This window comes from Geoglobus ahangari, assembly GCF_001006045.1.
Taxonomy (GTDB): Archaea; Halobacteriota; Archaeoglobi; order Archaeoglobales; family Archaeoglobaceae; genus Geoglobus; species Geoglobus ahangari.
In genome coordinates this window covers 1,446,499-1,460,949 of sequence record NZ_CP011267.1, presented here as the reverse complement: position 1 = coordinate 1,460,949, position 14,451 = coordinate 1,446,499, and the positions used below count along the sequence as shown (strand labels likewise).

The window sequence follows — 14,451 nt, the reverse complement described above, 5'->3', positions numbered from 1 at the left end:
GTGAGCGAGAGCGCAGATGGCGTGATTGTCGAGAACGAGAACTCGGAGAAAGTGAGGATAGGGGACTTGGAGGGGTTATACACTGAGCTGTTTGGATCCGGAATGCTCTCGTTCGAAAAAGACGGAGTTGTGGTGACAGTATCCGGAAATCTGGGAAAGGAGGAGCTGATAAAAGTCGCCGAGTCTATGATCTGATTTTTTTACTCCTCCACCCTCTCTCCCATTATTAGCTTCTCGATGAGGGGCTGACTAACTATGCTGTGCCTGTCTATGCCTGAAAGCTCAACATCCATTCCCATGGCTATCGCGAGAAGCTGGACGTAGTGCACGACCGGAATGCCGTACTCCTTCCCCCTCTGCTCCTTCAGCTCCTTCTGCCCAACATCGAACTGATTCATGCAGAGCGGACACACGACGACGATGACGTCCACCTCAGCCTCGGCTATGGCGTCCATCTTCTTCTCGAGCAGGTCGTGGGAGACCTCCGTAGCTCCCGCTCTGACCCCACCACCTCCGCCGCAGCACATGAACTTGTACTTGTAGTCCACGCTCTCAGCACCTATCGCCTCCACAAGCTCGTCGAGCATCGTGGGCCTCTCGGGAGACACGAACTTCTTGTGCTTGCTCGGTCTGAAGAAGTGGCAGCCGTAGTGCACAGCCACTCTGAGCGGAAGCCTCTTGGCCACGTGCCTCTTTATCCTGTCTATCCCGACATCAGAGTAGAGGAACTCGGCCACGTGCCTTACGTCCCCCTCCTCAAACTTCTCCGAGACCTCGAGGAGGGTCGTGAAGCAGCCGTTGCAGGCCGTCATTATCGTCTCACCATCAGCGAGCCTTAAGTTCCTCAGTCCGACCTCCTCCCACAGCTCGTTGCTGACAGACCTCGTTATTGATGGGGCCGGACAGCAGGATGAACCCTCGAGAGGGGAGATGTCGATGCCGAGGTTCTCGAAGACGTAGTAGAGCGATTTTTCGACTCCCGGATACCTGTTGTGGATCATGCACCCGGGAAAGAACTTCATCTGACCACCCCTCCAATGTGCCTCCTGACGATCTCGGACACCTCTTCCCTCGCCTCGTCAACGAACTGGGAGTGGTAGAGGGGCAGGCCGAACTCTTCCCTCAGCTTCACGTGCTCCTCCCTCGCGGGAACGTAGGCAGTCTGCTCCATGAGGAACTTGAAGGCATACTTCAGCCTTCCCGGCAACCCCTTCTCCCTGACAAGCTCCTTTCTCGCCTCAAGAATGGTGTCGGTTATGGGTATCCCGCGCGGACACCTCTCCTGACAGGCATAGCAGGTGACGCAGAACCAGATCGTGTCGTCATCCTTCACGGGCCTACCTTTGGCGATGTACTCCATGATGATCTTCCTCGTGTTGAGGGCAGTAACCCTGCCGGAAAAACAGCTCGCAATGCACGTGCCGCACTGAATGCACGTGTTGAGCTTCCTAAGCAGATCATCGTTCATCGAAGTCTGTTGTAGGCTTTATTATTAAAACGTGTCGGAGTTTGAGAGCCCTGCCTCAAATCCTTGTGAGGTTCTGGCAAACCTTTTATTACCTCCTCCAGAGTGGGGCACATGAGCTTCGAGAAGATCAGGCCGCCGGAAGAGGGGGAGAAGATAAGGTACGAGAACGGAAAGCTTGTGGTTCCGGATAACCCGATCATCCCCTACTTCGAGGGGGACGGGATTGGGAAGGACGTTGTGCCGGCTGCGATGCTCGTCCTTGACGCTGCGGCCGAGAAGATTGGAAAGGAAATTGTGTGGTTCAAGACCTACGCCGGAGAGGATGCGTACAAGATGTACGGCACATACCTGCCCGAGGATACGCTCAATGCCATAAGGGAGTACAGGGTCGCCCTGAAGGGCCCGCTCACGACCCCCGTTGGCGGGGGCTTCAGGAGTCTGAACGTCACGATCAGGCAGGTTCTCGACCTCTACGCCAACGTCAGGCCAGTTTACTACTTGAAAGGGTTCCCAAGCCCCCTGAAGAACCCCGAGGCTGTTGATCTGGTCATATTCAGGGAGAACACTGAAGATGTTTACGCGGGCATCGAGTGGCCGAGGGGGAGTGAAGAGGCTAAGAAGCTCATAAAGTTTCTGGCAGACGAGTTTGGGGTGACTATAAGGGAGGATTCTGGAATAGGGATCAAGCCGATAAGCGAGTTCGCCACAAAGAGGCTCGTGAGGCTTGCCATACAGTACGCACTCGACAACGACAGGGAGAGCGTGACCTTAGTCCACAAGGGCAACATAATGAAGTACACGGAGGGAGCTTTCAGGGACTGGGGCTACGAGGTGGCGAGAGAGGAGTTTGAGGACGTCACGATCACTGAAGATGAGCTGTGGAACAACTATGATGGCAAAATTCCCAAGGGCAAGATCGTGATCAAGGATCGCATCGCTGACAACATGTTCCAGCAGCTCCTGACGAGGACTGCAGAGTATGACGTTCTCGCGATGCCGAACCTGAACGGAGACTACATGAGCGACGCCGCAGCGGCCTTGGTTGGAGGCCTTGGAGTTGCGCCTGGCAGCAACATAGGCGACGGAATGGGGGTTTTCGAGCCCGTGCATGGTTCGGCGCCAAAGTATGCTGGCCAGAACAAGGTGAACCCTACAGCAGAAATCCTGACGGGTGTGCTGATGTTCGAGTACCTCGGATGGAAGAAGGCGGGGGAGATGATCAAGAGGGCGATAGAGCTCACGGTCGAGGACAGGATCGTGACCTACGACCTGCACAGGCACATGGGTGGAAACCTCGTCGGAACGAGGGAGTTCGCTCAGGCCGTTGTCGAGAGGCTGGACAGCGTTTAAACCCCCTTAATTTCTGTTTTCTTCTGCCATCACACCACCGTAGCCAACGTAGAGTATTCTGTCCGGCGATAAAGCTGAGATCACCTCCTTCCTGTGGGTCACGGCAATCAGGGTTATCCCGGCCCTCCTCGCAATCTCGGACACCTTCCTCGCAACCCTCATCGCGGTGACCTCGTCAAGGTGAGCCGCGAACTCGTCGACGAGCAGCAAACTCGGTCTTCTGGCGAGGAGCATCGCCAGCTTGAACCTCTCCTTCTGCCCGGTGGAGAGTTCGTGATACCTCGCTCTGTACAGAACCGCATCGCTTATCCCGCAGGTGTTGAGCACTTCGACCGCAAGGTAGATGTCCCCGCAAACCCCGTAAACGTGCTCGATGACGCACCTCCCGTCAATCTCTGGTTCGACCTCACCCGGAATCAGGCAGGCCACCTCTCCCGCCTCAACCTCAACCGAGCCGGATGTCGGCCTCTCCAAGCCGAGGATCATCTTGAGGAGCGTAGTTTTCCCCGATCCGCTCGCCCCCACGACGGCCAGAACCTCTCCTGGCCTCACATCAAGGCTCAGGTCTCTGAACACGTACCTCTCCACGACCCTCTGCCTCACACCGAAGGACTCCAGAACGAACCTCACGTCCTCAGAAACCCTCTCGACGTCGAGCTGGGTGGAGAAGACCTTGGAGACTCTCTCGAACCTCAGCTTCCTGAGGGGCTCGACCCTGCCGTACCTTGAGACGCACAGCCTCCCTCCATGCCTCCTGCCCTCCTCGTCGCTCTCGAGGAAGCGCTTTATGTGCTGCTCAGCCTCATCGCTCAGCGGCCTGTAGAGCACGGGCTTGCCGCTTGCCGTGTCCCACATGTAGTAGAACCCTGCCTTCTCGAAGAAGGGGTTGAATCTGGCCATCTGGGCTATGACCTCCACGAGGTGCTTCCTTCTCCTCATCTCGGGCACTCTTCTCTCGGCAATCCACTCGGCAGCGATCTCGACCGCAAGCCTCCCTATCCCGTCTGCCCTGTAGTCCGGATGAACCACAACCCTCGCGATCCTCGAGGCTGCGGAGTTGCACTCCATCATGGCCCTTCTGCTCGCCACCTCCCAGAGCTTGTGCCTCGCCACCTTTAGCGAGTGCTTCCTCCTCAGCTCCTGAAACAGTTCCTTCATCTCCTCCTCTGGGGCGAATACGTTTTCGAACCAGTCTTCCGGGAAGACGAGCTTCCTTATGTTCTTCACCACCTCATCCCCGAGCCTGCGGTGCATCGAGGGCACCGGGGGGTCGACCCTCACGTAAGCGACTATTTCCGGCTCGAAGGGCTGTCTGTCAGCGAGCTCGAACACGAGGAACCTTGACGCGGGGGTGGAGCCCTTTATCTCGACAATGTGCACCTCCCCTCCACAGTCGCAGCTCGGCTTTATGTTGGACTCCAGAAGCTTCCCGCACCCCTCGCACCTCCACAGAGCGACTTTGCTCTTCTGGCTCGCGTAGTGGTACTGCTCGAGCTCCGCTATAGCCTCGAAGTCCCTCTCGAACACCGCCTCCCTCGCAAGGATCCTGTAGGAGTATATCTCCCTTCCAAGGCTCTTCCTGCTCAGCACGACCTCCTTTCTGAAGTAGCCCCAGACCTTCACCCTCTCGCCGTCGTAGATCCTGTAGAGGTCGTAGTCGTCGAAGAACAGCGTTTCCCTCCCGAGCACGTCCTTGGGTCTCGACCTCGCAGCAACCTCGACCTCGTCGCCCTCGAAGAGCCATGAGGCTACGCAGCCGGTGGTGTAGAGCACAAGCCCGTTCTCAAGCTCAACAGTTCCGAACCACTTTCTGTGAGCGTGAGATCCAGTCACCCTCAAGATCATAACAGAAATAAACGCGGGAAATAGATAGATGTTTCGTGAAGGGACTGATAGTGAGGCAACCGTTCGCGGACATGATCGTCAGCGGGGAAAAGAAGTGGGAGGTGAGGACGAGGAGGACTGGGGTGAGGGGGGAGATCCTGATACTCTCCGAAGGCCACGCGCTGGGCACTGTGGAGTTATCCGACGTTCTCGGCCCCTTCACTCCCGAGGAGCTCGCCGAATACAGGGATCTTCACAAGGCGGATTACGAGTTCCTCAAGGAGTACTCCAGAGGGAGGGAGCTATACGCGTGGGTGCTGAAGAATCCAAGGAGGTTTGCAAAAAAGGTTAGGGTTGACATTCCGAGGGGGGCGCAGGTCTGGGTCAACGTGGAACTGCCCGAGATGCTCGAGGATGAGCGGGACTGATCACTTGACAGCGTCTGGAACCTCGTGGCACTGCCCGCAGAAGCTGTTGACATCATGACATTCCGAGCAGAGCCTCTTGTGGATGTCTGGCTGCTTGTCGAAAGCCGCCTTGTGCAGACCGGCTGCTATGTCCTTGACTGGATAAGCTTCGTGACACTGGTCGCACTTTCCAACCCCGTGGAGGTCGAGCTGCGCACTCCCGGCCTTCTCCTCCTTCTCACCAGAGCATCCGGAGAAGGCCATCACGGCGATGGCTAAGAGGAGCAGCAGAAGTCTCCCGGCCATATTCAACCTCCGCAAGGCCCTATAAAAGGTTTATCCGCCGCTTTGATGTCGGTGTAAAAGTTTCAAAGGTTTTTTATAAACCCCCTGCCAAGTCACCTCGATGAGGATCGCTCTAATTGGGGGCACGGGAAACATAGGCGAGGGTCTCGCGTTCAGGCTCAAGCTCGCAGGCTACGACGTGATTATCGGCTCGAGGAAGGAGGAAAAGGCACTCTCGAAGGCCCAGCACTTCAACGCCCTCGTGGAGGAGCTGGGCGGAAAGGGGGACATACAGGGAATGGTGAACGAGGAGGCAGCGATGAAGGCGGATGTGGCCGTGATAACCATACCGTGGCAGCACGCGTTTGAGACTGCCGAGAAGCTCAGGGACAGTCTGGCTGGCAAGGTCGTGATCTCCCCAGTAGTCCCCATGGTCGTCGAGAACGGGGTTTTCAGGTACAGCCCCCCTCCGGAAGGGTCTGCAGGTCTCAAGCTCGCGAGAATCCTCGACAGGAGCAAAGTCGTGGTTGCGTTCAACAACATACCTGCAAAGAGATTCGCAAACCCGCAAGAGAGGTTCGAGTGGGACGTTGCTGTCTGCTCCGACGACGAGGATGCAAAGAGAATTGTAATGGAGATCGTGTCGAGCATAGATGGCCTGAGGGCCTTTGACGCCGGAGGGCTCGAGAACTCTCCAACAATCGAGGCCCTCACGCCCCTTCTGATAAACCTCGCAAAGAGAAATAAAACAAGGGAGCTGGGGGTAAGGTTCGCTTAGCTCAGCATCTTTTCCTCCCACTCCTTCAGGTATGCGGAGCTCTTGCTCACGTCCGCGAACAGCTGCTCCGCCCTCTCGACGTCCTCAACCTCAATTTTTGAGGAGTTTCTGATCTTGGCCAGCTCGTTTGCCGGAGCGAGTAACTGGATCGCATATCTCAGGCTGTTGCTCGCACCAATCTCCGTGAGCTTCTCCAGCGCGCTCTCGTCAATCAGCAGACCCATCTCCGCAGCCCTCGTCTCGATTATCAGCCGTATGTCCTCCCTGCTATAGGGCTCGGTGGTGATTATCAGGAGCCTGTCCAGAAGGTCGAGCGGTATGCCGTGCGGAGAGACCTCGTCGGTGCCCCTTATCCTCGCAAATCCCCTGTTGGACGCGAGGATGATTATGGGCGCCATCTCGCTCTCCATGGCCCTGTTCATGAAGGCGAATAGCTCGATGTCCATCAGGTGGGTCTCGTCTATGAACAGCACTCCCGGGATCAGCTCAGCCATCCCCTGCTCGATCCAATCCTTCACCTGCTCGTCAACCGCCTGCCTTATCTCGTTGTCAATCTCCCTGCTCTCAGAGGAGAAGAGGCTGAAGATCGTGCTCCTCCTCGCCCTCGCCTCATCGAGATCGTGGAGCGTGACGACGTACGTGAACTCCTTGTCCTTCTCCACGGTTCCATCGGGCACCTCGACCACGTCTTCATCGCCTATGTCGAACTTCTTGGCAGAGCTGCTCTTTCCGAGCCTCGTCACCCTGCCGGTCTCCTTATCTATCACGATGACGTCTCCCTTCGTAATTCCGGCGTACATGAACTGCATCGCGATTCTGCTCCCAACGCTGAACCTCCTCTTCTCGCTCTTCGTTGCGAGGGTTATGGTCGCGGACTCCGGGATCTTCTGGGTCGGGTTGTACGGGTTGGGAACCATGTTGTAGTCCAGCTCAACAACCTCGCCCTCGAGCACCCTCCTCGTGTCCCTTATCCTCACGCCTATCGCCTTCCTCATGGTCTGGTAGAGAGCCTCGGTCTTCTTCATCTCGCTGCTGTAGAACTCGCTCGCAGAAACCTGAACGAACGGAATGTCCTTTCCGAGCTCCTTGCTTATCGCAACCGCTATGGCCGTCTTTCCGGTGCCCGGCGGGCCTGCTATGAGTATTCCCCTGCCGGCCATCTTGCCCTCCCTGATCAGCCTGACGATTATTCCCGCCGCCTCTCTCGCCTTCTTCTGCCCCACGAGCCCGCCGCCTATGTCCCTCGCCCTCAGATTCTCGTCAAGTCCGAGGCCGGTGATGTGGGAGTGAGCGCTGTACCTCTCAAACTTCTGGGCGATCTCGCGAATCTCCTCCATGACAATCACCCGACTTCAATGGATTAGAACTTCAATATAAAATTTGCTCAGAACTTTTAGGAACTTGTCCACGAGTCCGAAAACGTTATTTGAACTGCTGCAGAAACGAATATCCATGAAAAAGCAGCTCATCTCAGCTCTGCTGGCAGTGCTCCTTCTCATCACCCCTGCACTTTCCCAGTTCGAGAACTACACCGAGAGGAGCATAAAAGCTGTGGCCGTTGTGAGTGGGGCGAACAGGGGAGCGACCATCGACATCACGGTAATCGTGACCCCCGGAAACGGCAAGGTTTTCGTCTCGGTCTCTCCCTTCACTGAAATCGACATGCAGGGGAGCGCCCAGCTCTCAGCTCTTACAGCGTGCGATCTGACTGGAAAGGACTTCCTGAACTACGACTTCTTCTACATAATCGAGGCGAAGTCCACCATAGTTGGAGGGCCATCTGCGGGAGCTGTGATGACCATCGCCACCATCGCCGCTCTCGAAAACCTCACTCTCAGAGATGACGTGTTCATGACCGGCATGATCTACCCTGACGGCAGCATAGGGCCCGTTGGAGGGATCCCATACAAGCTTGAGGCTGCCGCTGAGAGCGGAGCCAAGGTGTTCCTGATTCCGAAGGGGCAGAGGTACGTCAAGGTTCAGGAGACCAAGGAGATCAAGAGGGGCCCGTTCGTGATAATAAGCCCCGAGACCAAGACGGTTGATCTGGTCGAGTACGGCAGGAAGCTTGGAGTCAAGGTTGTTGAGGTCGAGAACATAAACGAGGCGCTGAGGTACTACGCGGGAGTGGAGCTGAGGCAACAGGAGGGGAAGTTCACCCAGGAGAGGTACTCAAACCTGATGAAGGTGCTCGCTGACAGAATGAAGAACGACACCCTCTCCCTCTATCCGGAGTTCGAGAAGGTCGCGGACGAGAAGGTGAAGGAGGACGTGGACAAGAAGATAGAGCAGGGAGACGAGCTTTACAGGGAGGGGTACTACTACTCGGCAACGAGCACATACTTCACGGCCAAGATAATGATGAGGGAGAAGATATACCGCCACAAGGTTCAGGACGACTCCTCGTTCTCTGTTGAGGTCAAGGTTATAGAGGACGAGATCGAGTCTGTGAGGAAGGTCGCCGAGTCGTATGAGATAGGGCTCGCGTCATTCCAGATCGTTGGAGCCGCTCAAGAGAGGCTGGCTAAGGCCGAGAACTACCTGAGGAAGGCCCAGACCTCGAGCGACTGGGATAGCGCGATAGCGAACCTCGCCCTCGCGAAGGAGAGGGTGGAGAGCGCGAAGGTGTGGATGTCCCTGCTGCCGGAGATAAAGAAGGACTACCTGATGAGCAGGGACGAGCTCAAGAAGAGGGCTGACTTCTACCTGAGCATGGCGGAGTCGCTCTTCGTCTACGCGGAGTCCATAGGCGGGTTCAGCTCGATCCTCTACGGGGACAATTCGGCAGACGAGAGCCTGAAACTCGCGGAAGAGCTCTACAACGACGGATACTACGCGGGAACGATCCTCTCGGCAATAGACAGCATGACGAAGTCGGCCATATCCATAGAGCTCATAGGGATCGAGAACGAGGAGACCCTCAACCAGAAGATAGACGCTGCGAAGGCTGCGGCGGAGAATGCTATAGGCATAGCCGAGAAGTACACGATTCCCATGCTCGCCTACGCCTACTACGAGTTCGCAGAAACGTCCGACAAGCTCTGGAAGCTGTACTACTTCAAGCTGTCCGAGAAGATCGCAAAGACGCTCTCAACAATAGCGGGCAAGGGAGAGGTCAAAGTCGTTAAGGCTGAGTACAAGGCTCCGGAGATGAAGACCACCCCAGAGGTGCAGACGATAGTGGAGGAGAGGATAAAGAGGTTCTACGAGGTTCCCGGGTACTCTGCCGTCACAGCCCTAACGCTATTAGCAGGCATAGCGCTCCTGAGGAGAGGGTCGCGAAGAAGTTAACCCCAGCATTGTTCAACCACCCCTTATTTTCGAGCGTCGCTCCGAGCAGGCTGTCCACGTGCACTCCTGCAAAGCCGGCGACCATCGCAATCACCGCGTATTCTGGCTGAAGTATGCCCGAGACCGTGGCGTAGATGGGGATTATCGCAGAGCCGAGAAAAGCGGAGAGCTCACCTATGGCTGAAACCCCTCCGCTAACCCCCGGCCTCACCCTCTCGAGGGTCGTGATCAGGTAAACCCTCTCTGCCGTCTTGCCAATCTCGCTCGCCATCGTATCTCCAAGGGCGGTTGAGAGGCTCGCTATGAATGCCATGGCGTAAATCTCCTCCCTGAAGTATCCGTAGTTCATCGCGAAGAACAGCGCCGGGAGGCTGTTCGCGAAAACGTTCACGTACCCTCTCGCCCCACCCGCAGGCTCGCCGATGCCGAGCATCTCCTTCTGCCGGTACTTGTACTTAGTAACTGCAGAGCCGACAGCGTAGAAGAGGAGCAGGGCGATGAAGAACCTGAAGTCGGCCGAGACTATTATGAGCATCCCCGTGATCGTCGCTGCCATTAAGCCAGTCTCATCCGCCACCCCTGACCTGTAGGCGATGAGGCTGAGAATGAAGGCCGAGACGAAGCCGAGTATGAGCTCGTAATCGCTCACGTCGATTCTGTAGATGTCGAAGGCGAGGAGTATTGAAAGGGAGGTGAGCATCAGCAGGAGGGAGGGGCTCGACTCCCTGTTGGCGTGCATTATAAGCGTTGAGCCAAGAGCGAGGGTGAGGGATATGAGGGCACGCATCGTCTCATCCCACGGGTTGGAGAAGTAGTTGAGGTACAGGAAGGCCATTACAAAGTAAACACCCATGCTGGGGAAGTAGTGGAGGCGCATTCTGAAGGAGGACACGAAGATTGCAGGCAGGACAGCATACCCGGGAAGCTTGCCGAGGTAGACGAGGGCGAGAAGTACAAGCGCGGTCAGGATTGCGGACACACCGTCCTCTCTCACATCGTTTCTGAATGCAAAGCTGTTCAGGTTCCTCGACCTGTAGAGCAGTAGGGCCAAGGCGAGCCCCAGAACCTGAGGCATCTTGAGCTTGGGAAATAGGTAGGCAATCAACGCCAGCGCTGCGTCCATTGGGAAGCTTTTTTAAAGTTGGCAATAAAAAGCTAACTAATGCTGGATTTTGCTTACAGGGTTTACAGGCAGAAGCTCGAGAGGGAGGTTGCGAAAGGCCCTGTTCCATCTCACATCGTCGTGGTAATCACTCCTGAGGAGTTTCTCAGCGGGGCAGGTGGGGTGATCAGGTTCGTTGAGTGGTGCGTTGCGTTTGGGGTCAGGGAGGTAACGTTCGCGATAGATGGTAATCCTGAGGTTGATGATGTTGCAGAGGTGGCTGAGAGGATACCGGGCAGGATAAGGCTCATCACAAGGCAGTCTGTGAGAGAGTTTGGAGGTGGAGGGGTAAGGGTCAACATAAACCTCGGCGTGGGCGGGAGAGAGGAGATAATAAACGCGATAAGGAGCCTCGCCGAGGACGTTGTTGCCGGCAAAGTAGACCCCGACGAGGTTGGGGAGGAGGATCTGGGAAAGAGGCTCGTGATAAGGTCTGAGCCCGACGTGATACTGAGAGCTGGCCTAAAGGCGAAGGACTTCCTCGTCTGGCAGGGGATCTACAGCGAGCACGTGTTCTTCGACCTCGACTGGAAAAGCTTAAGATACATCGACTTTCTGAGAATTCTGAGGGAGTACCAGAAGAGGGAGAGGCGCTATGGAAGGTAGGTACCTGAGAACCGTCAGGGTGATGGCGGACTACCAGTTCGGAGAGGGTGCGGGAGAGGCTCTCTTCCCCGACACGTGCGAGTTCATAATCTCTCCAAAGACCGGAAAGATCAGGCAGATCCTCGACAGTGGCGTGAGAATTGCCACCGTGAAGCCGGACAGCGGTTTACTGTCCATAAGCGTTGAGGGTGCGAGGAGGCTCAAGGAGCACTTCCCCTACCCAAGGCTCAGGGTTGTTGTGGACAGCAGGGTGGGGGAGTTCGTGGCAAAGGGAAAGAACGTGTTCGCGAAGCATGTGGTTGACGTTGACGAGGGCATAAGGGCAAACGACGAAGTGGCGGTGGTAAACGAGGAGGACGAGCTTTTGGCAACTGGGAAGGCCATTCTCTCGGCATTCGAGATGCTCGAGCTCGAGAGGGGCGTGGCCGTGTCGGTCAGACAGGGGGTGAAGAGGTGAAGAAGTACAGACTGAGCAGGGACAGGAAAACACTGATAGTGGCGAAGGACTCGATAGTAGACAAGCACCTGAGGTTTGAGGGAAGCATACTCGCCGGAATAATGGCCACATTCTGGGGAAACGTGGAGGCGAAGGAGGTCAGGCTTGCCGGCAGAAACTTCGTTGGAGGGGACATAATCTGCAAGAGGGCGATTGTCGGCCCAAAGACCGAGTTCGGGAGGATAGTGGCGAGCGGAAATGTCGTGATCTTCCCGAAGTGCAAGGGGAGGTACGTTCAGGCGGACTCCGTCATAATCAAGGAGGGGTGCGTGATAGGGGCTGTGAGGGCAAACAGGATCATAATAGACGGGCTTGCCAAGATAGGCCAGTTAGAGGGCGGAAAGATCATTGCCTCCCGGGAGTTATGAACCTCTCCTCGAACTTCTTCAGATCCTCCATCTTGCCGACAACCGCGAGGGTTGAGCCGGCCTCTATTGCCCCGCTCTCGTAAACCTTTCCGTCCTTCTCGTACGCCAGCACCAGCACGTCATCCTTCAGCTCCTCAATCCTCTTCCCGACTATTGCCGAGCCCTCCTCGATCTTGTAAGTTCTAATGTGGATGTTCTCGTAGAACAGCTTCTTCTCCGCCTCCTCCCTGAAAATGGAGGATATCACCATCTGGGATGATATGGTCGAAATGTCTATCACGTAGTCAGCCCCCGCAATCGACATCTTCTCCCTGTACTCCGGGTTGTTGCACCTCGCGAGGATCAGCAAGTCTTCCTTCTTCTTCCTGAGCATCATGATGCAGAGCAGCGCATCAACGTCGTTTGGAAGGGCTATTATCGCAGAGGAGAACTTCTCGAGGTCTATCTCCTCCCAGAGCTCCTCGCTCAGCGCGTCTCTCCTCAGGAAGTCCACTCCATCCATGTGGATGTCCCTCGTGTCTATGGCGGTGACCTCCACGTTCTTCGACAGCAGGATCTTCGCCGTGGCTCTACCCACGTCCCCAAAGCCTATCAGGAGCACTCTCACCTGTAGACACCTCCGTAGAACTCCATTATGCTCTCGTGGTCCCCAAAGACGAGCAGAATGTTGCCCTCCCTGATCTTGTAGCCCTCACCCGGCCTGAAGCTGATCCTGCCCTCCTCGCAAACGGCTATGACCTTTATCCCGTAGATCTCCTCCACCTGCCCAACCGTCATCCCCGCAATGAGAGACCTCTTGGGAATGATTATCTCCGTCATGCCGTGGTCTCCGATTATGTTCTTGATGTTCAGCATCCCCCTCTCCCGCTCGAGTATGAACTTCGCAAGCTGCGCTCCAGCCACTGATTTCGGCGTGATCACCTTCGTGACGCCGGCGTAGTGGAGGTACTTCGCATAGAAAGGGTCGGAGAGTATGGCGATTTTCTGGATGTTCAAGTCCTTGAGTGTCAGGAGCACGTCCAAACTCCTCTCCACGTCGTCCCACATCACGACTATTGCCATCGCGCTGCCGATCCTTGCCCTCCTTATCACCTCCTCGCTGACCTCGGAGAGGATGACGTTGTAACCCATCTCCATGGCCTTGACCGCATTCTCCCTTGCGCTCTCAACGATGACGTACTTCAATCCGAGGCTCTCGAGCTGCCTGCAGAGGAAGGGGGTGAGCCTTGTGTACCCGAACACCACTATGTGCCTCGAGAGGTTGACCTCCTTGGGGACGCTGAGCAGAAACCTCCTCTCGGCCCATGGTATGACGATGTACGGAAAAGCCACGCCGAAGAGGAACCCGATCCCGTAGAGCTGGACGAACATCGAGAAGACCTTTCCGATGTGGGACGTGAAGACTATATCTCCGTAACCCACGGTCGTCATCGTGGTTATGACCCAGTACAGCCCGTCGAGAAGTGTTATCCTCTCGCCCTCAATCGCCTTGAGGTAAACTGCAATGAGAGATAAATCTGCAATAGAAAAAATGAAGAGAGCTGCGATTATTATGCTCCTTTTCTTCATTCAGGCTTTTCCATGAGTTTGAACTTTTTAAGTATTTCTCCGTCCTTAGAGTGCGGGGTTCTGTAAACGGTGTCGTTGCTCTTCTCTATCTCCCTCGCCTCGTCGGCGAGTTGTGCTGCAATCCTCATCATCTCGTGAGCTGAGGCGACGAGCGGTATGTACTTCTCCGGATCCTTCTCTATGAAGCAGCCCTTCACGTCGATGTCCGCGACCTTCTCGGCGATGTAGAACGCGGCCATGGCCTTCGCCTTGGCGTACGGGTTCTGGAAGTTACCGGCCTTCACGGCCTTCTCTGCGGTTATGACGATCTTGGGCAGTTCTGGCGTTTCACCCTTCTTCACGGCCTCGATTACCTTGTCGATCTCCTCCTGAACGATCCTGAACGCCCCTGTTGCGGCCAGCACCCTCACTACGTCAGCGTTGAAGAGCGCCATCTCGGTCGGGTCGAGGAACTCCCTCCTCGCACCGATCATCGAGTCCGCGTTGATGAGGATGTACCCGAAGCCCTTCTCGGCCAGTTCGTCCTTCGCCTTCTTTGCAGGGGCGTCGCTGATCACGATGACCGGCTTGCCCTCAAAGGCCTCTCTCGCTGCCTTTGGCCCCGGAAGGGCTGCATTCGGAGATATGACTATCACAACGTCCGGGTCAAACTCCTTGAGCTTCTCAGCCACCACAGCCTCCTCCGGCTGCATCTTGGCGCCGCTCGTTACAACCCTTACCTCGATGTCTCCCCTGTCAGCTCTCTCGTCCAGCAGATACTCCACGAGAAGAGCCGTTCCGATGGCACCCATCTTCAGAACTCCAACCTTTACCATTTTTATCACCAAAAAAGATTACGGAAGAGTGG

At 56.1% G+C, this 14,451-nt stretch carries 17 protein-coding genes; 8 read left to right on the top strand and 9 right to left on the bottom strand.

From position 1 onward, the window contains the following. Complete coding sequence (locus tag GAH_RS10980) at positions 1-195, top strand: DUF4367 domain-containing protein (RefSeq protein ID WP_048096091.1); 195 nt, start codon at positions 1-3, stop codon at positions 193-195. Between the two features lie 5 nt (positions 196-200). On the opposite strand, the gene GAH_RS08440 is transcribed toward GAH_RS10980, so the two are convergent. Both GAH_RS08440 and GAH_RS08435 read right to left on the bottom strand, forming a co-directional pair. Beyond that, positions 201-1,022 (bottom strand): CoB--CoM heterodisulfide reductase iron-sulfur subunit B family protein, encoded by an 822-nt coding sequence (locus tag GAH_RS08440; protein WP_048096090.1) that lies wholly within the window; start codon positions 1,020-1,022, stop codon positions 201-203. Next, entirely contained in the window at positions 1,019-1,468 is a 450-nt protein-coding gene (locus GAH_RS08435; RefSeq protein ID WP_048096089.1) for a 4Fe-4S dicluster domain-containing protein, read from the bottom strand. Before GAH_RS08435 ends, GAH_RS08440 begins: the two co-directional genes overlap by 4 nt. A 111-nt stretch (positions 1,469-1,579) precedes the next feature. Here GAH_RS08435 and icd point away from each other — a divergent pair, with 111 nt between their 5' ends. Then, complete coding sequence (icd, locus tag GAH_RS08430) at positions 1,580-2,818, top strand: isocitrate dehydrogenase (NADP(+)) (RefSeq protein ID WP_048096088.1); 1,239 nt, start codon at positions 1,580-1,582, stop codon at positions 2,816-2,818. 6 nt (positions 2,819-2,824) lie between these two features. On the opposite strand, the gene GAH_RS08425 is transcribed toward icd, so the two are convergent. Beyond that, positions 2,825-4,663 (bottom strand): ATP-binding cassette domain-containing protein, encoded by a 1,839-nt coding sequence (locus tag GAH_RS08425; protein WP_048096087.1) that lies wholly within the window; start codon positions 4,661-4,663, stop codon positions 2,825-2,827. A 35-nt stretch (positions 4,664-4,698) separates the two neighbouring features. On the opposite strand from GAH_RS08425, the gene GAH_RS08420 reads away from it, so the two are divergent. Next, a complete protein-coding gene (locus GAH_RS08420; protein WP_048096086.1) occupies positions 4,699-5,070 on the top strand; it encodes an ASCH domain-containing protein in 372 nt (123 codons plus the stop codon). Here the strand turns inward: GAH_RS08420 and GAH_RS08415 are convergent, their stop codons facing one another. Beyond that, a complete protein-coding gene (locus GAH_RS08415; RefSeq protein WP_048096085.1) occupies positions 5,071-5,355 on the bottom strand; it encodes a hypothetical protein in 285 nt (94 codons plus the stop codon). It lies immediately after the preceding gene. Between the two features lie 100 nt (positions 5,356-5,455). Here GAH_RS08415 and npdG point away from each other — a divergent pair, with 100 nt between their 5' ends. Beyond that, complete coding sequence (gene npdG, locus GAH_RS08410; protein ID WP_048096084.1) at positions 5,456-6,112, top strand: NADPH-dependent F420 reductase; 657 nt, start codon at positions 5,456-5,458, stop codon at positions 6,110-6,112. Here npdG and GAH_RS08405 read toward each other — a convergent pair. Then, entirely contained in the window at positions 6,109-7,449 is a 1,341-nt protein-coding gene (locus tag GAH_RS08405) for a RuvB-like helicase (RefSeq protein ID WP_048096861.1), read from the bottom strand. The two genes, npdG and GAH_RS08405, sit on opposite strands and share 4 nt — an antisense overlap. Positions 7,450-7,564: 115 nt before the next feature. Here GAH_RS08405 and GAH_RS08400 point away from each other — a divergent pair, with 115 nt between their 5' ends. Beyond that, positions 7,565-9,403 (top strand): S16 family serine protease, encoded by a 1,839-nt coding sequence (locus GAH_RS08400; protein WP_048096083.1) that lies wholly within the window; start codon positions 7,565-7,567, stop codon positions 9,401-9,403. Here the strand turns inward: GAH_RS08400 and GAH_RS08395 are convergent. Continuing rightward, a complete protein-coding gene (locus tag GAH_RS08395) occupies positions 9,342-10,526 on the bottom strand; it encodes a TIGR00297 family protein (protein WP_048096082.1) in 1,185 nt (394 codons plus the stop codon). The two genes, GAH_RS08400 and GAH_RS08395, sit on opposite strands and share 62 nt — an antisense overlap. A 39-nt stretch (positions 10,527-10,565) precedes the next feature. Between GAH_RS08395 and GAH_RS08390 the strand changes: the two genes are divergently transcribed. From GAH_RS08390 to GAH_RS08380, 3 genes are read left to right on the top strand one after another with little or no spacing between them, the layout of a single operon-like run. Beyond that, positions 10,566-11,171 (top strand): undecaprenyl diphosphate synthase family protein, encoded by a 606-nt coding sequence (locus GAH_RS08390; protein WP_048096081.1) that lies wholly within the window; start codon positions 10,566-10,568, stop codon positions 11,169-11,171. Continuing rightward, the gene (locus tag GAH_RS08385; protein ID WP_048096080.1) at positions 11,161-11,628 is read left to right on the top strand and encodes a PUA domain-containing protein; all 468 of its coding nucleotides are present in this window, start codon (positions 11,161-11,163) and stop codon (positions 11,626-11,628) included. Before GAH_RS08390 ends, GAH_RS08385 begins: the two co-directional genes overlap by 11 nt. Then, positions 11,625-12,035 (top strand): bactofilin family protein, encoded by a 411-nt coding sequence (locus GAH_RS08380; RefSeq protein WP_048096079.1) that lies wholly within the window; start codon positions 11,625-11,627, stop codon positions 12,033-12,035. Before GAH_RS08385 ends, GAH_RS08380 begins: the two co-directional genes overlap by 4 nt. Here the strand turns inward: GAH_RS08380 and GAH_RS08375 are convergent. Genes GAH_RS08375 through GAH_RS08365 form a run of 3 tightly spaced genes read right to left on the bottom strand, consistent with a single transcriptional unit; the run spans position 12,013 to position 14,419 of the window. Beyond that, positions 12,013-12,642: a potassium channel family protein gene (locus GAH_RS08375; protein ID WP_048096078.1), complete on the bottom strand. Its 630-nt coding sequence runs from the start codon at positions 12,640-12,642 to the stop codon at positions 12,013-12,015. The two genes, GAH_RS08380 and GAH_RS08375, sit on opposite strands and share 23 nt — an antisense overlap. Further along, the gene (locus GAH_RS08370; RefSeq protein ID WP_048096077.1) at positions 12,639-13,604 is read right to left on the bottom strand and encodes a potassium channel family protein; all 966 of its coding nucleotides are present in this window, start codon (positions 13,602-13,604) and stop codon (positions 12,639-12,641) included. The genes GAH_RS08375 and GAH_RS08370 overlap by 4 nt, the downstream gene beginning before the upstream one ends. Next, entirely contained in the window at positions 13,601-14,419 is an 819-nt protein-coding gene (locus GAH_RS08365; RefSeq protein ID WP_048096860.1) for a F420-dependent methylenetetrahydromethanopterin dehydrogenase, read from the bottom strand. The genes GAH_RS08370 and GAH_RS08365 overlap by 4 nt, the downstream gene beginning before the upstream one ends. Positions 14,420-14,451 lie beyond the last annotated feature (32 nt).